Genomic DNA, 21,764 nt, shown 5'->3' on the forward strand with positions numbered 1-21,764 from the left:
TGTAATAATCAGGATTATGAGGAAGTCTGAAACATACTGTTACCAATTTTTATTCAGGTTCACTTTGTTAATTTCAAAAATAGAAAATAAGCATTCTAGCTGTTTAGAGATATTGTCTAAATGACTAGAATCTTTATTTTTTTATTCATACTGTATCTCTATTTATATTAAATTGTCATAGAATCTACATGTTATCTATCTATTCAGTGGATATATTGTATTTTTTATTTGATTCCCAGATGGTATGCTGAGAGAGTCACATAATTATATGACTAAAATACAAGGACGTAGTTATCATGAAACTACAAAAAGGAGCAGGTATGAAAAAAATTCAAGCAAGTTTATTATTAATGATTTTAATTGTATTGGGAGGGTTTGCGCAACAAGTGCATGCGGATTCTGTACAGACGAAATCTTTATATGTTTTAGAGAAACCAACATGGTTAGATAATGCTGGTATTTCAAAGGGGATTTACCATGATAAGCAAGATTTAGGCATCATTCTGCCCGCTAATGTTCAACTAGAGATTAGACAAACCAACCCTGATTTTCAAGAGAGGTTAACAATGGAATTATTAAATGATGATTCCCAAAAAGAGAAATCGGTGAACATTACATCCAATTGGCAAGTGGTCAGCAATGCTTATACAGCAGTGCCTTTTATTGACACTACTTTTGGAAAAGAAGCACCTGTTCTTGAATATAAAGTAACGAATACGATGAAGACATTACCAATATATCATAAAGGTGATAATGAAGCTGCATTCTTTCAACAGTGGGATAATTCGAATGCAGAATTCGCTTTGATATACTCTAAATATTTCCAAACATTTGTTCCTAAAAAGGACAAAGCCTACATGAAAAGAATGAGAGATTTCAGTTCTATTGATGGTCTTATTGACTATTATACAGATGTTTTTGAGACATATAACAAATTGGATGGTCTATCATTTACGCCTGAAAACCCGACAGATAAAAATATCTCTAATAAGTATTTCATGAAAGCTAACGCCCATGGTGCTGGAGCTGCTTACTATGGTGGAGATCACACAGCACAAAACAGCGATTCATTAGCGGATTTTTATTTGTCTAAGGGCTGGGGTGGGCTACATGAAATCGCTCATGGATACCAAGGATCATTTATGAATGACAGTAGTTTTAATGTAGGTGAGGTGTGGAATAATATTTATGCGGCTGCTTATGAGAAAAAAACAATGGGAACAAGAATTTTTCAAGACGGCTGGTTATACAATTATGGAGATAAACCTGGTATGGAAAGAAGAGTTATCAATCTTTGGCAAACCACACATACCCCTGTTAACAATTGGGATGTAAGTTCTAAGCTTCTTGCTATGGTTACTTTACAAAATAAAGCTGGAGATGATGCCTTTATATTATTCAACAAAGAGCATCGAAAAATGGCTAACACACCTGGATATGAACCCAGCAATCATTACCTACTTGATTTAATTTCCCGTTATTATGGACAAGCCAGTGGTTTTGATTTTACTCCAACCATCTTATCATTTGGAGGAACGATGTCTACACAACAACAAGAAGATAACCGTTCGCGTAATTATAAACCAGTAGCACCAATAACAGAATTAGTACCAGCTTCTCAGCTAACAACAATTCAAAATAGATTAGGGCTTGAAACACCTTTTGCATTAGTTGACACAGATCAATTGGCATCTAGTGAGCTTTCTGGGAGTGCGATGATTCACTTGAAAATAGACGATTTTTCGCAATTAGAAGGTCAATATTTAGTACTAACTAACGGTACAAAAGAAATCAAACGAGTGAAGATTACTTCCAAAGATTTAAATATTGGAACATTGCCAAATGGAATCTATACTATTAATTTACCAACAGGGAAAGCTGTGAAATATAGCTTTGATACGCACTATTTACGAGTGAAAGAAGCAACGAACGACGTGACTGTCACTTATACTGCGAAAAAAGCAAGCCCTCTAATAAGCCAAACGATTCATTTCTTAGGTTTAGGTGACGGTGAATTTGCCACAGCTATTGTTGATTTGAATAAAGAAAAATTGACAATGGCATTAACATCTACCAGCCCACATGTTTACTTTGGATCTACAGAATATGCCAAGCTAGAAATATTAGACTTGAACAATAATGTGATTTATACGAAATCAATGTCTGGTTCAGGCACAGTGCCTAGTAAAGATACACCTACTATCAAGGTTGGTTATAAAGTACGAGTATACCATGCAGAGCCTGTGAGATTGAAAGTAGATAACCTGCCAATTGTGAACACAGCACAAAAGACGAACACGTTCACTGTCACCAAAGCAGGTCTAGTGAATGACAATCTAAGAAATAATGCAGAGGAAGACTTAGTAGCCAGGATTCATACTTTAGCGGAAATGATTCAAGCTAATCCTTTAATTGTAAATAATGATTATGCAGAAGTGAAAGATGATTTACTTCTTGCTATTGATGTCTTATCTGAACCAATGAAGACAACGCTTTTAGATAGATATGTAACTTTACTACCAAAAGAGGCAGCAACATCAATAGAAACAAGCGTGAATCAAATTCAAGCGGGCGACCAAGATAGTGGACAGGTGATAGCGACCATTTCTCCATCTAAAGCTAATCAGGCTGTAACGTATCAATCAAGTGATTCAGAAGTAATAACGGTGGATGCATCAGGAAACTGGACAGCAAAAGGTGCAGGAGAAGCAGTTATTACAGTAACTTCAGTATCAAACCCAGAGTTAGTAAAAACAATTGCCGTACAGATTACAACAGTTTTAACGCCAGAAGGTTTAACCGCAAAACAGTATAATATGGGAGATGCGAAGCTAACTGGAACCTTTGGCACAGGAATTTCTTATGTGAGATTGTGGATAAATGGTAAAGCTGTGACTCAAGCCATTACTAAGGCAGATGGCACATATGAAATTTTGAATGCTGCAAGTTATATTATAAAACCAACAGATAAGATAGAAGTTGTTGGTGTTGATACAAAGTATGTAGAGAAAAACCGCATAACAGTTACAGCATCTGGAGAATCGATGTTTGATGATACCCTTACAGTAGACTCTTACGAAATAGGCAGTGATACGGTAACTGGAACATTTGGTAAAAGTATTTGGAAAGTACGATTATGGGTAAATGGTAAAGCTGTGGCACAAGCGACAACAAACTCAGATGGCAGTTATACATTTACTAACGTAGCAGGTTATATCAGGATGACAAGTGATGAGGTAGAAATTGTTGGTGTGGACACGCAATATACAGAAGTGAAGCGTATTGCAGCTACTCTCACTGGTACTTCAACTATAGATAATACAATTACCGCAGAGACATACAGAATTGGAGATGAGAAGCTATCAGGTAACTATGGTAAGGATGTTTTCAAAGTGCGCTTATGGGTGAATGGTAAAATAATTACACAAGCGAATACGTCTTCAGGAGAGTACACGTTTACCAATATAGCTTCCTTTGTCGCGAGTCCATTGGATGTTGTACAGGTTGTTGCTGTAGACAGTCAATATAAAGAAATAAACCGTATTGACATAGATACGACAGGTTTGGCATTGTATAATTATGTATTGACAACTGAGGACTATACATTGGGAGATAGCAAAATCCACGGAAACTACGGTAAAGATATTACAGAAGTAAAATTATCAGTAGGCGGGCAAATTGTGCAAACAGCGACAGTTGATAAAAAGACTAGAAACTATTCGTTTACAAATGTGGATACGCTTATTACAAATAATAATGCATCTGTACGTATAATTGGTTACAATGCACAGCATCAAGAAGTGAAGAGAATAGCATTAAACATAGAATAAGTTAAAGAGAATGGGACAAAAGTTGGTTAGTATCAACGGATGTTCCATTTTCTTTTATTTTCATCACCGCATTAGCGTTAATTTTGATAATAACGTATCTAACCTTTCTAGCTGAATCTGTTAATGTTACGCAATTTTGTGGTAGATATATATAACCTGAACATGTCTCCATGCATAGGGAGAAAGAATTATTACACCAACATATCAGCAATTAGCGCTTAAAATTGACATTTATATAACTTTATTTTAATATAAATCTATGGGAATTTTTGATAATAATCTTCATGGAAGCGTATTCTTTTAGAAGTGAGAATATGTTCATCTACTAGTTAATTAATACACAGATGATTCCCTATCAACGTGGAAAAGTCTAGTGAAAAATAGCATGATACGAAAGGGTGATTGTGTAATAAGAATATGAGTAAAAGAATATGGTTTTAACTATTCGGAAAAAAGTATCGACTGGTTACTTATCAAAGTTAGCATTTATTTAATGTAGGGAATCTTTTCACAGAATTATTTTAAAGGGAAATAGTATCAGAGTATCCAACCATGGTAATAAGAATTATTATATTTAGGGGGATTTTTCATGAACATATCATTGAAAAGAAATATTCTGACAGCAGGCTTAGCTATTATTCTAGTACTTTCCGCTGTGATGGCGTTCACAACACATGTGTCTGCGGCATCAAGTACACAGCTTAAACCACACGTAACTATAGGCTATTGGCTGGGCGGTAACGGGGGATCTAAAAAAACATTGGCCCAAGCAAGTTCTGGCTGGGATGTCATTAACGTTTCATTTATTGAGACGAAAGGGAACTACTACACTCCAAATCTATCAATGGACCTTTCAGCAGTCTACGCAGGCACAGAAGCTCAGCAGATAGCGGCTTTTAAAGCAGACATTCAAACGCTACAGGCTCAAGGTAAGAAAGTTGTTATTTCTTGTGGCGGACAAAACGGTGTTGTTCACATGGACAATGCTGCCCAGCGCGATACTTTTCTGAATGGCGTTAAAAATATTATTAATGAATACGGATTTGATGGCTTTGACGTTGACTTTGAGGGTAGTTCCATCGCAGTTATGAGTACTGATAAAATTGGGAACCTGACATCCCAACAGTCCATAAACCTTGAATATTTGCTTCGTAATTTAAAAACGACTTACGGATCTGATTTCATTATTTCCGCTGCTCCTGAGTATTGCTATGTTCAAAATGGGGCAATCAGTACAGGGAATGGTGGAGCATTTCTTCCGGTTCTTAACGCCACTCGTGATATTTTGACATATATTCACCCACAATACTATAACGGTTTCAACGGTGACTTCGCTTGGTTACAACCATCAGCAAATGCCGGTGCACCTTTTGCCCAAGTTTACTCAGCAGAAGGATATACGCGCCTTTCTGAGATGCTTATTACAGGATTTGTAACGATGGATAAGGGGACTTTTGCGGGATTACGACCTGATCAAGTTGCTTTCGGCGTTCCTTCCACGAATGGTGCAGGTAATGGGGCACAAAGCGTTTCCGTCTATGCTTCCGCTCTAAATACACTGCTTGCCAAATATCCTACTTACCGCGGAATTATGACATGGTCCATTGGATGGGATGAAGCGAACGGAAACAACTTTGTAAACACGATTTCTCCAATTATTAAAGCAGCAAATGATGCAGTTCAACCGTCACCAGATGCTAAAGCTCCGACAATCTCTGGTCAGCCTACTGACAAAAATGTAAGGATAGGCGGGACTGCGGATTTAACGGTAGTGAGCTCTGTATCTAAAGGGACACTTAGCTACCAGTGGTACAAGGCTTCTAGCAAAGTGAACAGTGGCGGTACAGCAATAAGCGGTGCAACAAGTGCCACATATAATGCACCAACAAATACAGAAGGCACCAACTACTATTATTGTGTCATAACGAATACGGACAACAGTGCAACCGGAATCAAGACTGCAACGACGACAAGTAATGCGGTATCTGTAGTCGTTAGCGCCACAAGTAGTGCAGTAACACCAACAATTACGACTCAACCAACTGATAAGGCAGTCACTGTGGGCGGATTATCAGCTCTTACAATAGGAGCAAATGTATCACAAGGGACACTTAGCTATCAATGGTACAAGGCTTCTAGCAAAGTGAACACTGGTGGCACAGCAATAAGTGGCGCAACAAGTACCACATACAATGCACCAACAAGCGCAGTGGGCACAAGTTATTATTATTGCATTGTGACTAACACAGACAGTTCAGCTACTGGAACTAGCACAGCAACAAGTAATGCAGTGTCAGTAACAGTAAACCAATTACCAGCCGGAGATACATGGAAAGCGGATACCATTTATGTTGCTGGAGACACTGCGGTATACCAAGGTAGAACGTATAAAGCAAAATGGTGGACACAAGGAGATGTTCCTGGTGCAGGTGAATGGGGACCATGGGAATTGGTTCTGTAAGAAGTTAACTACTCCATATAAATAATAATCGCAAAGTCTATTTTTGAAATAGGCTTTGTTTTCGTATATCCAAGTAAGCTTTACAAAAACTCTGGCAAAGTCTAAAATAAAAGTGTCAACGTACGTCTCGGAGGTGTAGTCGTGGAAACAACCTTAAAACAAAAATTAAAAACATTACCTGAACTACCTGGTTGCTACATATACCGGGATAAAAAAGGTGAAATTTTATATATAGGTAAGTCGAAAAATCTAAAACAGCGTGTGAAATCCTATTTTACGAAAAAACAGATGGGAAAGACGGCGCGTTTAGTTCATAATATCCACGATCTTGAGCTGATTATCACAGAGACGGAACAAGAGGCTTTAATGCTCGAGATGACGCTTATTATGAAGTATCAACCGCCATTTAATGTCATGTTAAAAGACGAAATCCAATACATCTACCTCAAAATAACGAATGAAAAAAATCCACATCTCGAATTGACAAAAGAAATAGCGAAGGACGGCGCGCTTTATTTTGGTCCCTACGCCAGTCGCTATAAGGCAGAGGAAACGTTGGAATTATTGCAAAAAATCTATCCATTATGCCATTGCAATGGAAAAAGAGGTCGTCCCTGTTTTTACTACCATATCGGGATGTGCATCGGGCCATGTGCGCGGGAAGTTTCAAAAGAAGAATACGAGGTGCAGATTAACAATGTTACAGATTTCTTAAATGGTGGGTATCGTGATGTAAGACGCGAACTTGAAGCTCGAATGCAGCGTCAAATGGACAATTTGGAATTTGAGCGCGCGAAAGAAAGCCACGAATTATTGCATGTTTTAGAGCGCGTGACAGAAAAACAGAAAGTATGGACGCGCGATGTTGGGCATCGTGATCTGATGCAATTTGTCGAGCATGAGCAGTTTTGCGCGATTCAGCTGATTTTTGTCCGAAATGGAGCTATTGTTGGACGGAATTCTAAAGTTTTTGAGTTTGTCGGCGAAGTAAACGAAATGATAGAAAGCTTTCTCATGGCTTTTTACAACGATCCGAATCATCTGCCGCCAAAAGAATTACTAGTTCCAGAACAATTAGACGCCAAATTATTAGCACAATCTTTAGACATAAAAGTGCGAGTACCGAAAAAAGGCGATAAAAAAATACTGCTAGAGCGACTACAAAAAGACGCGCAGACGGTGTTAGATGCTCATTTTAAAATGCTTCATTACGCCAATGACAAAAATGAACCCATGATATGAAGCTAAACTTGAGGGTGCTGTGTCCTCGGGTTTTTAGTATTAAATAATTCGTGTAAAGTGCTTCACTTTGGGGAAAGGGTTATAATAGTGGTGGAGCAACGTTTTCCAGTTTTCGTAGGCATCCGACTTTCGAAAGCCTTCTGTGTGGGCCTCTAAGGTTTTCCGCTGAACGAGAAGCAAATAATCGGTAGAATCCTCGAGGCATTTATGCAGTTCATGGCTAATGTAACCTGGCATGGCGCTGATAATTTTTGATGCAGTGGCGAAATCTTTCTCGAACGCCGTCGTGTCGCCTTGTGTGACTTGAAGTAGAGCGCTTTCTAAAATCATAATGGCGTTCCTCCTTTTTGCTATTGTACAATAAAAATGAGAAGTAGGTGCGAAAAATGAATTTGAATTATTATAATACGTTTATTCTGGTTGCAGAAGATACTAGAGCGGATCATGGTGAAATTCCGAACGGTAAGCGCCAAAATAAAACGGTTGGTGAGATTCAGTTTGAACTCTTAAATGGGCATGATTATAAATATACGCAAGAAGAAGTGCTTTTTGAGACGCATATGTTGCATAAAAATATTCCTGAGGAGGCGCGTGAATCGGAAAGAGCTGCTTTTTTTGGGAAGAGTCAAGCGTGTATGCGGACGTCACCACTGGGAAAACGATACGGTTGGGGGCTACATTTTAATCAAGATGGGTATGTGAAGTTAGTGGCGATGGATAGTCCAGAATACCGAAATTTTGCGAATCAGGAAGGTTTGACGATTACGCGAGCAATGAAATCTAAACGGTAGAGAGGGGTAGTTTTGCGATGATAACGATTGGGCTTACGGGGTGGAGTGATCACGCTACATTATATTCCAGTACGAGTAAACATAAATTAGAGGATTACGCGGGCAATTTTCCGATGGTGGAGGTGGATACGAGTTTTTATGCTATTCCTTCACCGCTTACGACGGAACGATGGATCGAGCGGACGCCGGAAGAGTTTACCTTTGTTGTGAAGGCTTTTCAGGCGATGACGAAGCATAAAGAGTGGCAGCAGTATTATGATTCGGAGACAGAGATGTATCGCCGTTTTATGGATGCGATTGCGCCGATGAGTGAATCTGGAAGGTTAAAGGCAATCTTGTTTCAATTTCCGCCGTATTTTGGTTGTACGAAAGAAAACGTGACCTATTTACGAGCTGTTCGTGAAAAAATGGGAGACTTGCCGCTTGCTATTGAATTTCGGAATAAGACTTGGTACACGGAGACGAATGAACCGCAAACGCTGGCTTTGTTAAAAGATTTGGGTTTTATTCATACAGTTGTGGATGAGCCACAAGTTGGGAATGGGAGCGTTCCGATTGTACTACGAGCGACAAATGAAGCGATGACACTAGTGCGTTTGCATGGTAGGAACAGCGCGGGCTGGATGAAAGCAAATAGTCCTGAATGGCGCGAAGTTAGGACGCTTTACCGTTACAATGACGAGGAAATCAATTATTGGGCAGAGAATATTAGACACTTACAGAAACATTCAAAAGAAGTTATTGTGATTTTTAATAATAATTCTGGTGGAGATGCAGCCGACAATGCGAAACAACTGCAAAAAGCGTTAGATATCTCTTATGAAGGACTTGCACCAATGCAGATGAATTTATTTGATATATGATTTTTTGGAGGGGATTCTTTTTACCCCTTCTTTTTATTTTTTAGACATTTAAATAGCTGAAAAAAATAGCTTGTTCCTATGTAAAAAGCTATTTTCACTCCTTTAGGATATTGTTTGCAGATAGTACACATAATGTGTTATGATAGAGAGACTAAAAGAAAAGGAGCGACACAAATGACAAGAAAAAATAACACACACACTATCCCTCCGACACTGGACAGAATCATAGTTTCCAATGAATTAGATATTTTGAATAAATTAAGAGAATCACAGGATGATAAGCAAAATAATCGAACGGTTACCTCGAGTATTGGCTGGGCAAAGCTAAGAGTCAATAGTAAACAGGTATAGTATATGAGCCATGGTATTTCATTAGAATGGTCAGATGCTTTTCAAGAAGATGTGGCGGCTATTATGCACTTTTTAGACTATCAGTACTGCAGTGAGAGCCAGAAAGAGAAGTTTTTTGAGAGGTTGGCTAAAGTTGAGGCGAGGCTTACCACTTTTCCTTTGATGGGAATGGTGTTACAAGATCCGAAGTATTGCCGCGAATATCGTAAAGTTCAGATTGGTAAGGCGTATCTTGTCTTTTATGAAGTGCTGACAGATGAGAAGAAAGTGGTGCTGCATCGAATTTTGGCGCAGGAGCAGAATTATGATGTGCTTATTCGAGAAGAAGCACCAGTTTATAGCGATAAAAAACAGTAGTTGGACTCTAATATCAGAGCGCAACTACTGTTTTTGTTAGCCTGTAGTGCCGATTAGAAAGCTAATTGCTAGGATGATGAGGACAATCGCGGTTATAGCGACATACAGGTAATCTTTTTCTTTTAAGAAGGTGATGAGAGATACCACCACGCGTAAGACTGGTGTTAAAATGAGGCAGAAGAGCCCAAACATGATAATCGCGTATGGCTTGAATTCGCCGATGCCTGTAAAAATGGCTGTTAGCGTTGTTGGATAGGTTGTTCCTGGATAGCCGCTCGCTCCTGTAAATAGGAGTAGTAGCAGGCCAATGAGAATGATTGCGGCGCTCAGAAGGACACCGATTCGTAATAGGCCACTGACAACTGCTTCTACGCGGTGCATTTCTTCGTCTGTTGTTGATTTATCGGTCATTTAGATCCACCCCAATCCTTCTAAAATCATCTGCAGTGCTACGTAGATTAAAACAGGAATAAATACGAGACGGATGACTTTGCTTTTTAGGCGTTGCATGATTCTGGTACCGAGAGTTGCGCCGATGAGAACACCGATTGCGACGGGGCCTGCAATCATGGGATCGATGTCGCCACGGAACAAGTAGACGGTGGCACTGGCTGCGGCCGTGACGCCCATCATTAAGTTACTGGTCGCGCTTGAAACTTTGAGTGGCATTTTCATGAAGACGTCTAGTGCCATGACTTTAAAAGCGCCACTTCCGATGCCGAGTAAACCACTGGCAATCCCAGCTCCGTACATGACGCCGAATCCTGCGGGAACGTTAGCAACCTCATAATCGACTTGTTGCCGCAATGCTTTATCGTAATACGTATCGTGAAGTCGCAGTTTTGTCGCGATTGGGTCGGGCTTTACATTGGTTGGAAACTCGGAGCCAACTTTTTTTATCATTGTGATGGCTGAGTAGAGAAGCAGGAAGCCGAAAATCATGTAGAGCGCCGTGGCAGAGAGAAGACCGCCGACAAACGCCCCGGTTATAGCGCCAAGCGTGGTCGCGATTTCGAGAAACATACCGACGCGTAAATTGGTGATACGATCTTTTATGTAGGCGATGGCTGAGCCGCTACTCGTTGCGATAACGGAAATAATACTGGCGCCAATGGCATATTTAATATCGATGCCAAACAGCAGTGTAAGCGCTGGTGTGACAATAATCCCACCCCCAAGACCAAGCACGGAACCAAGCACGCCCGCAAAAATAGCAATGAGTAAAAGGGCAAAAATTTGATAGATATCCAAGGAATCAGACCTCCTTTTTATTGTATACTGTTCATCATACGCCTTTTTAGAGTAATTGAAAAGGGACATAAGGAACAAAAGCAGTTTTGTGACGTGTCAAAAGCGACCATTTAGGCTACAATAGAAGGAGACGAAAGAAGGGGATGTTTATCATGAAACGTTTAACGATTTGGCATACAAATGATATTCATAGTCATCTGGAAAAATGGCCGCGTATCTTTGCTTTTTTACATGAAAAGCGATTGGCGGCGCAGGATGATTTATTTTTTGATATTGGTGATTTTATTGATCGCGTGCATCCTTTTACAGAAGGTTCGATGGGGCAAGGCAATGTAGACTTGTTGAATGGCTTGCCGTATGATGCGGTGACGATTGGAAATAATGAAGGCGCGGCGTTGGGGCATGAGGAATTGGCGCACTTATATGATCGGGCAGAATTTCCGGTTGTTTGCTGTAATGTGTACGAAGATCAGGCACAGACGGAACTCGCACACTTCGCAAAAGGGCATCTTTATATAGAGCGTGACGGTATCAAAATTGCGATTATTGGGGCAACTGCTTGCTTTACGGAGTATTATGAATCGCTCGGATGGGGAATTGAAGAACCGATTCAAGCGATTAAACGGGAAGTCAGTCAAATTGAGGCGGACGTTACGATTTTGCTCAGCCATCTCGGTTTGCCTTTAGACGAAAAAATTGCAGCTGAAATACCGGAAATCGATCTTATTTTAGGCGGGCACACGCATCATTTGTTGGAACATGGGAAAGAAGTAGGAGGCGCGTTGTTGGCTGCAGCTGGTCGCTGGGGTGAATATGTTGGCAAAGTGACGCTCGATTTTGATGAAGTGACTGGCAAATTAGTGTCAAAACAGGCGCGAGTGCACACAGTGGCAGATTTGCCGGCGCCTGCGGATGAAGAGCTTCAAGTAGCTACTTTTCTAGAAAAAGGTAAGGCTGAATTGGATCAGAAAGTGGTTGCACTTCCGCATCAACTAGCGCATAATTGGTTTAAAAGCTCCGAGATTTCCGAGCTCTTTCATGAAGCGGCTTGTGAGTGGACTGGTGCAGAGACTTTTTTGACGAATGCGGGTATTTATATGACCGATTTGCCAAAGGGGACTGTGACGGCGTACGATATTCACCAGTTGTTGCCTCATCCGCTGAACTTTATTGTGCTTTCGATGACGGGCGTGGAGCTCGATGTTTTGATTCATGAGATTGCGGAAAAAGAAGCGGAGTTACGTGATATACCGTTGCGCGGTTTCGGTTTTCGTGGCGAGGTTTTCGGGACTATTTTGACGAAACGAATGACCTATGATGCGGAATTGGATATGGTGTTATGGGACGGTGCAGTGATTGATCCGGAGAAAATATACCGTGTTGTGACGCACGATACATTTGTCTATGCGCCATTTTTCCCGATTATTAAACGGGTGGCTGGAAAAGAAGTCTACACGCCAGAGTTATTACGTGATGTGATGACATGGAAATTAAAAGAAAAATACGGTGAGGGAGGTTGACTGGAACCATGATTACGATTCAGAATACGACGTATGAAATTATTGAGGATAACCGGGATGCTTTTGATGAAGAGGCTTTGACGGAACGATACAGCGATATTTTGGCGCGCTACGATTATATTGTCGGCGATTGGGGCTATGATCAGCTTCGTTTGAAAGGTTTTTTTGATGACGATAATCGAAAAGCGACCTACGATACGAAAATTAGCACGTTAAAAGAGTATTTGTATGAGTACTGCAATTTTGGCTGCAAATATTTTGTGATTAAAAAAGTAGTGAAATAGGCGAAAATGAGAAAGAGGTAGGGCGATAGTGAAATATGATGGCTATTTAATTGATTTGGATGGGACAATGTACCTTGGAAGTGAGCCGATACCAGAGGCGCAGGGCTTTATTGAGAAATTGGATCAGGCGCATATTCCGTATTTATATGTAACGAATAACTCGTCAAAAACGCCAGAACAGGTAGCGGCGACTTTGCGCAAATTCGATATTCCCGCTACGACGAATCAAGTTTTTACAACATCGCAGGCGACGGTTCAGTTTATGCTGGAGCAGGCAGATCGGAAAAAGACGGTTTACTTGATTGGCGAAGAGGGTGTACGACACGAAATCGAGAAAGCTGGTTTTGAATTGACGGCGGAGAACCCTGATTTTGTGGTGATGGGGATTGACCGCGACATCAACTATGAGAAACTGGCAACGGCGACAATGGCAGTTCGTGCGGGTGCGATGTTTATCTCGACGAACGGGGATGCGGCGATTCCGACAGAGCGCGGTTTGTTGCCGGGAAATGGTTCGATCACGTCCGTCGTGGCTATTGCTACAGGCATGAAGCCAATCTTTATTGGAAAACCGGAAGCGATTATCATGGAGCAAGCGATTGCGAAACTCGGTGTGAAAAAAGAGCGTGTCATCATGGTTGGCGATAATTATGAGACCGATATTTTAGCTGGGATTCGCTATGGCATTGATACATTGATCGTGCATACTGGTTTTACCTCACCAGAACAATTGGCGACAAAAGAAGTACAACCGATTCACCGCGTGATGAAATTATCGGAATGGGAATTATAATTATACGAAAAAAGGCGGATACTTAATGAAAGTGCCGTCTTTTCTTATTTAATGGGGAGCGATGTTGGGATGGCGGTATTTAATGATATTTTTGTCATATTTTTAATCGTGATGACAGCTTTTTTTGTAGCGAGCGAATTCGCGATTGTTGCGATTAGAAAGCCCACGGTGCGGCAGCTTGTGATGAGCGGGAATCCGCGTGCGAAATATGTGGAGCAAGTGACGGCACAAATGAACGATTATCTTGCGGCTTGCCAATTAGGAAACACACTCGCAGCGCTTGCCATGGGGTGGGTCGGTGAGGCAACGATGCGCGGATGGTTACAGCCACTTTTTGATATGCTGCCAATCCCAGCTTCGATCGAAGGACCAATCGCGGTTTTCACGGCTTTTATTTTGATTACGTTTTTGAATGTGGTTTTAGGGGAACTCGCGCCGAAAACATTCACGATCCACAGCACGGAAAAAGTAGCATTATTCATTGCGCGCCCGCTGATTTGGTGGTATTATATAACGTTCCCGCTCAACTGGCTACTCAACCACTCGGCCAACTTGATTACGAGGTTATTCGGCGTGAAGTCGGGTGACGAGGATATGGACCGGATGACGCCGACGGAACTAAAAATCGTACTGGATGACAGTTACCAACAAGGTTTACTGAACCCACAAGAGTTTCGCTACATGCAAAATATTTTTAAATTAGACGATGTTCCAGCGCAAGAAGTGATGATTCCGCGGACAAAAATGATTACGATTAGTAAGTTGGACTCGGTTCGTGATTTGCTCGAGTTAACGGCACAAGAGACGTATCATATCTTTCCGGTAACAGAGGAGCGCGATAAGGATCACATTGTTGGGATGTTGCAAGTAAGTGTTGTGATGGCAGGACTAGGGCGTGATTTAGCGATTTTAGATCAGCCGATCGAGGAATTTATGACGCCGATTATGCAGGTTTTTGAGGGGATGAAGTTACAGGAATTGCTGTTCAAAATGCAGCAGGAAGGGCAGTCTTTCGTTGTTTTGACCGATGAATATGGTGGGACGTCAGGGCTCGTTACGCTGGAAGATGTGATGGAAATCATCGTCGGGGATATGGAAGAGGCGACATCGCCGAAGGGAGTCAGGAAGATTGCTGAGGGCCATTTCATTATCGAGGGCAACGAGCCATTGGTATCTGTTGAGGAAGAACTTGGAATCGAGCTGAGCAGTCCGGGTGTTCATACGCTTTCAGGATGGTTACTTTACCAACGTTTTGATCTGGAAACGGGAGATTTTTTAGAGGAATGTGGCTGGCGCTTCATGATTCAAAGCATGAACAAGAATTCGATTCGCCAAGTCGAAGTTGTGAAAATAAGCAAAGAAGCATCGCAAGTCTAGAATCAGACCGGCGATGCTTCTGTATTTTTATTGTACGATATCATCATGATAACTATGCGCTAATCGACTCGCGGCCGCAGCAGCAATCGCGCCTACGATGTCATCAAGGAATGTATGCACCTGCACACCATCATGTTCGTTTAGTTTCGCTAAAATACCAGGTTTCACTTTATCAATATAGCCGTAGTTCGTGAATCCGATAGAACCGTATACATTGACGATAGACAGCGCTAGAATTTCATCCATGCCGTACAGTCCTTCATCAGCACTGATAATGTTTTGTAGCGGTTGGACGAGCTTTCCTTCCTCAGCCAAGACATCAAGCTGAATTCCAGTTAAAATCGCATTTTGGACTTCACGCTTACGCAACACACGCTCCACATTCTCACGACAAATATCGAGACTCAACGCAGAATGATATTGTTTTTGCAAAAATAGTACCAAGTCGGCGATATCATCGATTGTTACCCCGCGTTCTATGAGCCATTCCCGCGCTTTTTTCTCTAATTCACTTTGCTTCTCAACCATTTCTATCTCTCCCAACTCAAACAAAATCGGCACAAGCTTCCTTTTAAAAAACCTGAACAACCTCTTTAAAACCCATTACCTTTTCCGATAAAGTGAGTTCAATTCCCATTTTTAACGTCATATCTGAACTTGGGCACGTTTCGCAAGCCCCTAATAACCGAATTTTTACAATACCATCAGGCGTCACTTCAACGAGCTCATAGTCGCCGCCATCTCTGACTAAAAAAGGTCTAAATTTCTTAAGAGCAGTATCCACTTCCGCATACATCTCGCTATTCATGGCATTCGACTCCTTCCTAACTGTGAATAATTCTCACTTATATCCCCTATTATAACAGCATCAGAAAAAAAAGAAAGGGATAGTGTCCAAAGCGGAGGATAGGTTTTAAAGAAGTGACCAGTGAAACTGATAATAGAAATATTTGTTAATAAAAATATGAAAAATAACTTGCCTTTTTGAGGGCACTTAAAATTGTACTGCATAAATTTTTTATTGTTTTCTTTGCTCGTAAAACGACTAAATTTTATTTGAAATGCGAACGCTTGCCGCCGATTTACATAGTATATGCCCCACAACAAATGAAAATGCCCCGTCCCTAAGGCTCAAGAAGGGACGGGGCAAGTTTATATAGTCAGATGGGTAAATCTGACTAAAAAAGGGAGTGTTACTTTTATGTTAACCGTGTGGATTAAGCACGGTAACAAACAAATAAGATTTCTTAGTGTACTACTTGAACGCATTAAAGTAACTATCTGTAAGTATAATATAGACAGAATAGCGTGTCAACAATTACATATCGAAATAGTTTTATAATTCAATTAAGAAACCGGTTTACTCGCTTTTGGAGCCTATATTTTGTAGAATAAAAGAGAGGTGAGCAAAGATGGAAAAAGAAGCGAAAATTTTTGTTTATGGGTCGTCGAATATTTGTGCGAGCTGTGTTGGATCTCCATCTTCTAAGGAGACGGAGGAATGGCTTAGGGCGGCGATAGGTCGTAAGTTTCCGGAGCAACCGTTTCAAGTGGAATATGTCGATATTTTTGCGCCACAGGAAGAAGCTGAGATGAAGCGGATTGCAACGATGATCGTGGAAGAGGATTATATGTATCCTGTGATTGTGATTGATGGTGATGTCATCGCTGAGGGGAATCCGCGGTTGAAGGATATCTATGCGATGATGACGGATCGTGGCTATCAACCAGCGTAAATTGGATTGGAGGAAATCATGAATCCGATTGTTGAGTTTTGTGTGAATAATTTAGCTTCGGGGGCGCAGGAGGCATTTGATACATTAGATGCTGATGCGAGCCTTGATGTGATTGAGTACGACTGTCTGACGTACTGTGATTTGTGTGCTTCCTCTATGTTTGCACTAGTGGATGGGGAAGTGGTTCGAGGAGAGACACCGGCAGATTTGGTCGCGAATATTTATCAGTTTTTAGAGGATAATCCTTTTTAATAGGAAATAGGCTAGTTCCAAAGAGTGTGGCGACGCTTCGGAACTAGCCTATTTTTATTTAATAAAGTGATCTATTGGTGTTTCACCGTTTTGAATGGTATAGGTTTGTTTGTATGTTTTGGTGTTATCGACAATGGTGCTTAGGAAAAGGGCAACATCGGCTCGTGTAATGGTTGTGTGACCTGTCGTATGCTCGCTAATTCGTGTTGTTGCGGGTTCGTTTGTGAGCGTGACGGGACGAATGATTGTGTAATTTAGCTGGCTTTGTTGGAGCGCCTTATCAGCGTTTCCTTTGGCAATGAGATAGTTTCTGAGTGATTCAGGGCCTTGTTCTGGTTGATCGGCACCGACAGAACTAACCATGATAAAATGGGAAATATCATGTTTTTCCGCGTACTGGACGGCTCTAATCGCTGCGTTTTGATCGATGGCAATGGTTTTTTCGGGGCCGGTATGTCCACCAGATCCAGCAGAGAAAATAACCGTATCGATGCCGCTATAGGCTGAACTAAAGTCGTTTTCTAAATCGGCAATGATTACTTTTGCGCCAAGTTGTTCTAGTGCTTCTCGTTGTTCTTCTTTGCGAATCATTGCTACAACAGTAAAATTTGCATTTTTGGCCAGTAGCTCGACGGTTTGTTTTCCAATTTGTCCATGGGCTCCTATTACTAATATGTTCATTTGAAAACTTCCTTTCTAGGATTAGATTTCTTTGATTTAGTAGTAATATAGTTGTCAGGTTTGCGGAGATTTTGTGGCCTCCGTAAAAGTCAAGGTAGGCAGTTTCACTTTGTTCAACTGCCTGCTGATTTAGTGAATCAACATAACGGGCTGTCTCAGCGCTTTAGTCAAATCCTGCTTCAAGAGCCAGCATTCGTTTCTTGCATTCTGTCGAGTCTAAATGGGCTCTTTCAGCACTTCAGTCAAAGTTAGCTGTGAGTTTATGTCTGGCGTCTTCGGATCCAGCTTCAACAGCCAGCCTCTCGGAAATTTCGTGGCCTCCATAAAAGTCAAAGGAGGACTTTCACTGCGCCCTCTAACAATTTCTGTCGAGGCTAACGGGCTGTCTCAGCACTTCAGTCAAACATCGAGCTCGAGTGCATCGGTTGTACCCTGGACTTTGGATCGATGTAATTCATCGCATTGTTCACTGCGGTCGGTGCTTCGCCGAATCCTGTTGCAATCAGTTTTACCTTGCCGTCGTACGTACAAACATCGCCTGCGGAATAAATGCCGGGAATGTTCGTCTCCATTTTGGAATTGACAACAATCGAATTGCGCTCGATATCAAGTCCCCATTCTTTAATCGGCCCCAAAGAGGAAACGAAACCGTAGTTCACGATGAAATCATCAATCTCAAGAACTTCTTTCCGGTCGCCTTTTACTTCTTCTAAAACGATCTGCGTCAAATTCTCGGAATCACCGATAATGTCGGTCGGGATGAATGGTGTTTTGATTGTAATCGAGGACTGTTCTAACTTCTCAACGCTGTGTTCATGGGCACGGAAAGCGTTGCGTCGATGAATAATCGAAACTTCTTTTGCAATCGGCTCTAGCATTAAAGCCCAGTCTACTGCGGAATCACCACCACCACAAACGGCTACGCGGCGTCCTGAAAAACGGCTCAGGTCATTGATGAAGTAATGCAGATTTTTGCCTTCGTATTGCATTGCGTCGTCCAGCTCTAAACGGCGAGGCTGAAAAGCACCGTTGCCCGCTGTAATAATAATCGCTTTACTATAATGCGTATCCTGATTCGTGCTGATCTCAAACGTGCCATCTGCTTGTTTCTCAACGCTTGCAACGGCTTCTTCCAGACAAATCGTCGGATCAAAAGGTTTCATTTGAGCGACCAAGTTATTGACCAACTCTTGCGCGCGGACCTTCGGGAAACCTGGAATATCGTAAATATATTTCTCGGGATAAAGCGTGGAAAGCTGTCCGCCTAGTTGAGGTAAGCTCTCGATAATTTTTACGTTCGCTTTTCGCATACCTGCATAGAAAGCCGCGAATAGCCCAGCTGGCCCACCACCGATAATCGTTATATCATAAATTTTTGTTTGATCGTCCACAAAAAAACCTCCCATAATAAATGTTCTCTCGAATAAAACCATTCTACCACAAAAACAACGGAAACAGTATGGCAATAGCTTTTCAGAATTTTATTACATTGTGAGCTTCTTCTCTTGAAAAAAAGACTTGAAAGAGCTATGATATAGGGTGAGGGCTTTTTGCCTTCCTCTTGAGACGTAGATGTTTAAGCGCAATCTACATAATTGTCATTAGGCATTGACCTGGTGCAGTTTTTTGTGAGAAAAATACAATGGGAAAGTGGATGTGATACAGATGAGTAAGCCAAAAATCGTCATTCTGGGAGCTGGGTATGGCGGCTTGAAAACGTTGCGTAAGTTGCAACAATTGAATGTTGAAGCAGAATTAGTATTGGTGAACAAAAATGACTATCATCATGAAACAACATGGTTACATGAAGCTGCCGCAGGAACATTAGAAGCAGAACAACTAATGTATCCTATCGCGAAAGTAGTCAACCCAACAAAAACAACTTTCATTCAAGATACTGTGGAGAAGATCAACAAAGACGACAAAACAGTAACATTGACGAACAAAGGGGATATTTCGTACGACTTCTTGCTGATTGCACTTGGATCAGAAGCAGAAACTTTCGGTATCAGCGGTTTGAAAGAATACGCGTACACGATTACAAGTATTGATTCTGTTAAGAGAATTCGTGCTCAAATTGAAGGCAGTTTTGCAAAATGGAAAACAGAACAACGCGATGAATTATTGACTATCGTCGTTGGTGGCGCTGGTTTCACGGGGATTGAGTTCTTAGGGGAACTAACAAACCGCATTCCAGAACTTGTGAAAAAATATGACGTGCCACGTGAAAAAGTCCGCATTGTTTGTATGGAAGCTTCACCAAAAGTGTTGCCACAATTCGATGCAAAACTAGTAGACTATGGCGTAGGCGTTTTAGAAGACCGTGGTGTAGAATTCAACGTTGGAACGCCAGTGAAGGAAGCTACAGCAGACGGTATTAAATACGCAAAAAGCGAAACAGAAGATGTGGAAATCAAAGCAGCGACTGTTATCTGGGCAGCTGGTGTACGTGGGAATAGCGTTATCGAAGCATCTGGATTCGAAGCAGGCCGTGGTCGTGTGAAAGTAAACGACGATTTGACGGTTCCAGGCAACGAAGAAATTTTGATTATCGGGGATTGCTCGTTAATGATTAACCCTGAAAATGATCGTCCGTATCCACCAACAGCACAAATCGCGATGCAACAAGCGGATATTGCTGCGGTGAACCTTGCCAAATTGGTAAAAGGCTTAACGAATGACTTAGCGCCGTTCGTATACCACGAAAAAGGTACAGTATGTTCTATCGGAGACAACGATGCTATCGGCGTTGTTATGGGCAGAAGCTTGAAAGGCTACCCAGCGTCTGTGATGAAAAAAGTAATCGATGACCGCGCGTTATACCAAATTGGTGGAACTGGTGTCATGATGAATAAAGGTAAATTTAAGTTTTATAAATAAAATTAAAAATAGGAGCGAAAATCAGGTTCACAAAGTCCTGATTCTTGCTTCTATTTTTGTTGTTCTATAAAAGTCCGAATAAATAATCCACAAGAAAGCCAATCGCGATACCAGTCAAAGCGCCAAAGAAAACTTCCATTGGTTTATGACCGAGCATTTCTTTCAAGTGTTGTTGCTTTTCTTCTTGTCCAGGTTCTGTTAACCCTTTTGCGTGCTCGACGAATTCATGGAAATCGCGGGCTAATTTATTGAGCGCGACGGCTTGTTCCCCAGCTTGGCGACGAACACCGGTAGCATCAAACATGACGATAATCCCGAAAACAACAGCAATCGCGAAATAAGGAGAATCAATCCCGTACGTGATGGCGAGCGTAGTCATGAGCGCTGTTACAGCTGCCGAATGCGAACTAGGCATACCTCCCGTTGAAAACATCAGACTCCACTGCATTTTACGATAAACGAGCAAATGGATCGGTACTTTGACAAATTGCGCGAAAAAAATAGCAATGAGTGAAGCAATTAAAGGTACATTGATTAACATGGCGATCTCCTCTTCCCTAGTAAACAGTTATATTAGTATTGTACCACAAGAAAAGGGAAGGGAAACCTACTTTAGCTCTAATTAAATGGATAGCCTGGCTTTTGTCAGTCTCACTTTTTTCGGCTATAATGGGGAAATAAGTAAGGCGAGGGGGGACACGATTATGAGTTTAGGTGAATACTTAGAAATGGAATTGGTGGAATTGACGAAGGATGCAGCGTCCGTGAGAATGCCAGTCAATGAAAAAACGCGGCAACCGTTTGGCTATTTGCACGGTGGGGCATCGGTGGCACTTGCTGAGCAGACGGCGAGCATAGCGGCCACAAAGCATGTTGACGCGAACGAAATTGCATTCGGGCTTGAGATTAATGCAAACCATATTGCCTCTGTACAAGATGGCTACGTGCTTGCTACGGCGACACCAATCCACATCGGACGGACGACACACGTATGGCAAGTCGAGATTCGCAGTGAGGCAGACAATAAACTAATAGCCATCAGTCGCTGCACATTAGCGATCAAACAAAAACGATCATAAAAAATGCCATGTCCCC

22 protein-coding genes are annotated in these 21,764 nt (G+C 41.5%); 14 read left to right on the forward strand and 8 right to left on the reverse strand.

The genetic code is table 11. From position 1 onward, the window contains the following. Positions 1-296: 296 nt before the first annotated feature. From EP58_RS17145 to uvrC, 3 genes are all read left to right on the forward strand, one after another. Positions 297-3,830, forward strand: coding sequence for an immunoglobulin-like domain-containing protein (locus tag EP58_RS17145; protein ID WP_052171493.1), 3,534 nt, complete (start codon positions 297-299; stop codon positions 3,828-3,830). Positions 3,831-4,488: 658 nt separating this feature from the next. Continuing rightward, positions 4,489-6,291, forward strand: coding sequence for a glycosyl hydrolase family 18 protein (locus EP58_RS17150; protein WP_241481031.1), 1,803 nt, complete (start codon positions 4,489-4,491; stop codon positions 6,289-6,291). Positions 6,292-6,432: 141 nt separating this feature from the next. Continuing rightward, a complete protein-coding gene (gene uvrC, locus EP58_RS16655; RefSeq protein WP_036095093.1) occupies positions 6,433-7,533 on the forward strand; it encodes an excinuclease ABC subunit UvrC in 1,101 nt (366 codons plus the stop codon). 39 nt (positions 7,534-7,572) lie between these two features. Here uvrC and EP58_RS16660 read toward each other — a convergent pair whose 3' ends face one another. Continuing rightward, positions 7,573-7,863 carry an antibiotic biosynthesis monooxygenase family protein gene (locus EP58_RS16660; protein WP_036095095.1) on the reverse strand — a complete coding sequence of 97 codons (291 nt, stop codon included), beginning with the start codon at positions 7,861-7,863 and terminating at the stop codon, positions 7,573-7,575. 56 nt (positions 7,864-7,919) lie between these two features. On the opposite strand from EP58_RS16660, the gene EP58_RS16665 reads away from it, so the two are divergent. From EP58_RS16665 to EP58_RS16675, 3 genes are all read left to right on the forward strand, one after another. After that, positions 7,920-8,324: a DUF6157 family protein gene (locus EP58_RS16665; RefSeq protein ID WP_036095096.1), complete on the forward strand. Its 405-nt coding sequence runs from the start codon at positions 7,920-7,922 to the stop codon at positions 8,322-8,324. A gap of 17 nt (positions 8,325-8,341) precedes the next feature. Next, positions 8,342-9,187: a DUF72 domain-containing protein gene (locus EP58_RS16670; protein WP_036095098.1), complete on the forward strand. Its 846-nt coding sequence runs from the start codon at positions 8,342-8,344 to the stop codon at positions 9,185-9,187. A gap of 354 nt (positions 9,188-9,541) precedes the next feature. Beyond that, positions 9,542-9,895 carry a type II toxin-antitoxin system RelE/ParE family toxin gene (locus tag EP58_RS16675; protein ID WP_036095100.1) on the forward strand — a complete coding sequence of 118 codons (354 nt, stop codon included), beginning with the start codon at positions 9,542-9,544 and terminating at the stop codon, positions 9,893-9,895. Between the two features lie 36 nt (positions 9,896-9,931). On the opposite strand, the gene EP58_RS16680 is transcribed toward EP58_RS16675, so the two are convergent. Next, positions 9,932-10,306 carry a DUF1634 domain-containing protein gene (locus EP58_RS16680; RefSeq protein WP_036095101.1) on the reverse strand — a complete coding sequence of 125 codons (375 nt, stop codon included), beginning with the start codon at positions 10,304-10,306 and terminating at the stop codon, positions 9,932-9,934. Continuing rightward, positions 10,307-11,146, reverse strand: coding sequence for a sulfite exporter TauE/SafE family protein (locus EP58_RS16685; protein WP_036095102.1), 840 nt, complete (start codon positions 11,144-11,146; stop codon positions 10,307-10,309). 152 nt (positions 11,147-11,298) lie between these two features. Between EP58_RS16685 and EP58_RS16690 the strand changes: the two genes are divergently transcribed. The 4 genes from EP58_RS16690 (at position 11,299) to EP58_RS16705 (ending at position 15,120) form a co-directional block, all read left to right on the forward strand. Next, on the forward strand, positions 11,299-12,666 hold the full coding sequence (locus EP58_RS16690) for a bifunctional metallophosphatase/5'-nucleotidase (protein ID WP_036095178.1): 1,368 nt from the start codon (positions 11,299-11,301) through the stop codon (positions 12,664-12,666). An 8-nt stretch (positions 12,667-12,674) separates the two neighbouring features. Further along, a complete protein-coding gene (locus EP58_RS16695) occupies positions 12,675-12,950 on the forward strand; it encodes a YutD family protein (protein ID WP_036095107.1) in 276 nt (91 codons plus the stop codon). 25 nt (positions 12,951-12,975) lie between these two features. After that, positions 12,976-13,743, forward strand: a complete 768-nt coding sequence (locus EP58_RS16700) for a TIGR01457 family HAD-type hydrolase (protein WP_036095109.1) — start codon at positions 12,976-12,978, stop codon at positions 13,741-13,743. A 69-nt stretch (positions 13,744-13,812) separates the two neighbouring features. Continuing rightward, positions 13,813-15,120 (forward strand): hemolysin family protein, encoded by a 1,308-nt coding sequence (locus EP58_RS16705; protein ID WP_036095111.1) that lies wholly within the window; start codon positions 13,813-13,815, stop codon positions 15,118-15,120. A gap of 27 nt (positions 15,121-15,147) precedes the next feature. On the opposite strand, the gene EP58_RS16710 is transcribed toward EP58_RS16705, so the two are convergent. Beyond that, positions 15,148-15,648 carry a phosphatidylglycerophosphatase A family protein gene (locus tag EP58_RS16710; RefSeq protein WP_036095113.1) on the reverse strand — a complete coding sequence of 167 codons (501 nt, stop codon included), beginning with the start codon at positions 15,646-15,648 and terminating at the stop codon, positions 15,148-15,150. Positions 15,649-15,691: 43 nt separating this feature from the next. Continuing rightward, the gene (locus EP58_RS16715; protein WP_036095114.1) at positions 15,692-15,928 is read right to left on the reverse strand and encodes a NifU family protein; all 237 of its coding nucleotides are present in this window, start codon (positions 15,926-15,928) and stop codon (positions 15,692-15,694) included. A gap of 604 nt (positions 15,929-16,532) precedes the next feature. Here EP58_RS16715 and EP58_RS16720 point away from each other — a divergent pair. Both EP58_RS16720 and EP58_RS16725 read left to right on the forward strand, forming a co-directional pair. Beyond that, complete coding sequence (locus EP58_RS16720) at positions 16,533-16,856, forward strand: YuzD family protein (protein WP_036095115.1); 324 nt, start codon at positions 16,533-16,535, stop codon at positions 16,854-16,856. An 18-nt stretch (positions 16,857-16,874) separates the two neighbouring features. Next, positions 16,875-17,108, forward strand: coding sequence for a YuzB family protein (locus EP58_RS16725; protein ID WP_036095118.1), 234 nt, complete (start codon positions 16,875-16,877; stop codon positions 17,106-17,108). Positions 17,109-17,162: 54 nt separating this feature from the next. On the opposite strand, the gene EP58_RS16730 is transcribed toward EP58_RS16725, so the two are convergent. Continuing rightward, entirely contained in the window at positions 17,163-17,789 is a 627-nt protein-coding gene (locus EP58_RS16730) for an SDR family oxidoreductase (RefSeq protein WP_036095122.1), read from the reverse strand. A gap of 395 nt (positions 17,790-18,184) precedes the next feature. After that, the gene (locus EP58_RS16735; protein WP_036095180.1) at positions 18,185-19,180 is read right to left on the reverse strand and encodes an NAD(P)/FAD-dependent oxidoreductase; all 996 of its coding nucleotides are present in this window, start codon (positions 19,178-19,180) and stop codon (positions 18,185-18,187) included. A gap of 274 nt (positions 19,181-19,454) precedes the next feature. On the opposite strand from EP58_RS16735, the gene EP58_RS16740 reads away from it, so the two are divergent. Then, positions 19,455-20,669: an NAD(P)/FAD-dependent oxidoreductase gene (locus EP58_RS16740; RefSeq protein ID WP_036095125.1), complete on the forward strand. Its 1,215-nt coding sequence runs from the start codon at positions 19,455-19,457 to the stop codon at positions 20,667-20,669. A gap of 64 nt (positions 20,670-20,733) precedes the next feature. Here EP58_RS16740 and EP58_RS16745 read toward each other — a convergent pair whose 3' ends face one another. Next, complete coding sequence (locus EP58_RS16745; RefSeq protein WP_221640912.1) at positions 20,734-21,210, reverse strand: divergent PAP2 family protein; 477 nt, start codon at positions 21,208-21,210, stop codon at positions 20,734-20,736. A gap of 163 nt (positions 21,211-21,373) precedes the next feature. Between EP58_RS16745 and menI the strand changes: the two genes are divergently transcribed. Further along, on the forward strand, positions 21,374-21,748 hold the full coding sequence (gene menI / locus EP58_RS16750; RefSeq protein ID WP_036095130.1) for a 1,4-dihydroxy-2-naphthoyl-CoA hydrolase MenI: 375 nt from the start codon (positions 21,374-21,376) through the stop codon (positions 21,746-21,748). Positions 21,749-21,764 lie beyond the last annotated feature (16 nt).

It is taken from the genome of Paenilisteria newyorkensis (assembly GCF_000766145.1).
Classification (GTDB): Bacteria; Bacillota; Bacilli; order Lactobacillales; family Listeriaceae; genus Listeria_A; species Listeria_A newyorkensis.

Coding starts and splice junctions, on each gene's coding strand:
- EP58_RS17145 (WP_052171493.1), top strand. CDS start 297: ATGAAACTACAAAAAGGAGCAGGTATGAAAAAAATTCAAGCAAGTTTA.
- EP58_RS17150 (WP_241481031.1), top strand. CDS start 4,489: ATGGCGTTCACAACACATGTGTCTGCGGCATCAAGTACACAGCTTAAA.
- EP58_RS16660 (WP_036095095.1), bottom strand. CDS start 7,863: ATGATTTTAGAAAGCGCTCTACTTCAAGTCACACAAGGCGACACGACG.
- EP58_RS16665 (WP_036095096.1), top strand. CDS start 7,920: ATGAATTTGAATTATTATAATACGTTTATTCTGGTTGCAGAAGATACT.
- EP58_RS16670 (WP_036095098.1), top strand. CDS start 8,342: ATGATAACGATTGGGCTTACGGGGTGGAGTGATCACGCTACATTATAT.
- EP58_RS16675 (WP_036095100.1), top strand. CDS start 9,542: ATGAGCCATGGTATTTCATTAGAATGGTCAGATGCTTTTCAAGAAGAT.
- EP58_RS16680 (WP_036095101.1), bottom strand. CDS start 10,306: ATGACCGATAAATCAACAACAGACGAAGAAATGCACCGCGTAGAAGCA.
- EP58_RS16690 (WP_036095178.1), top strand. CDS start 11,299: ATGAAACGTTTAACGATTTGGCATACAAATGATATTCATAGTCATCTG.
- EP58_RS16695 (WP_036095107.1), top strand. CDS start 12,675: ATGATTACGATTCAGAATACGACGTATGAAATTATTGAGGATAACCGG.
- EP58_RS16705 (WP_036095111.1), top strand. CDS start 13,813: ATGGCGGTATTTAATGATATTTTTGTCATATTTTTAATCGTGATGACA.
- EP58_RS16710 (WP_036095113.1), bottom strand. CDS start 15,648: ATGGTTGAGAAGCAAAGTGAATTAGAGAAAAAAGCGCGGGAATGGCTC.
- EP58_RS16715 (WP_036095114.1), bottom strand. CDS start 15,928: ATGAATAGCGAGATGTATGCGGAAGTGGATACTGCTCTTAAGAAATTT.
- EP58_RS16720 (WP_036095115.1), top strand. CDS start 16,533: ATGGAAAAAGAAGCGAAAATTTTTGTTTATGGGTCGTCGAATATTTGT.
- EP58_RS16725 (WP_036095118.1), top strand. CDS start 16,875: ATGAATCCGATTGTTGAGTTTTGTGTGAATAATTTAGCTTCGGGGGCG.
- EP58_RS16730 (WP_036095122.1), bottom strand. CDS start 17,789: ATGAACATATTAGTAATAGGAGCCCATGGACAAATTGGAAAACAAACC.
- EP58_RS16740 (WP_036095125.1), top strand. CDS start 19,455: ATGAGTAAGCCAAAAATCGTCATTCTGGGAGCTGGGTATGGCGGCTTG.
- EP58_RS16745 (WP_221640912.1), bottom strand. CDS start 21,210: ATGTTAATCAATGTACCTTTAATTGCTTCACTCATTGCTATTTTTTTC.
- menI (WP_036095130.1), top strand. CDS start 21,374: ATGAGTTTAGGTGAATACTTAGAAATGGAATTGGTGGAATTGACGAAG.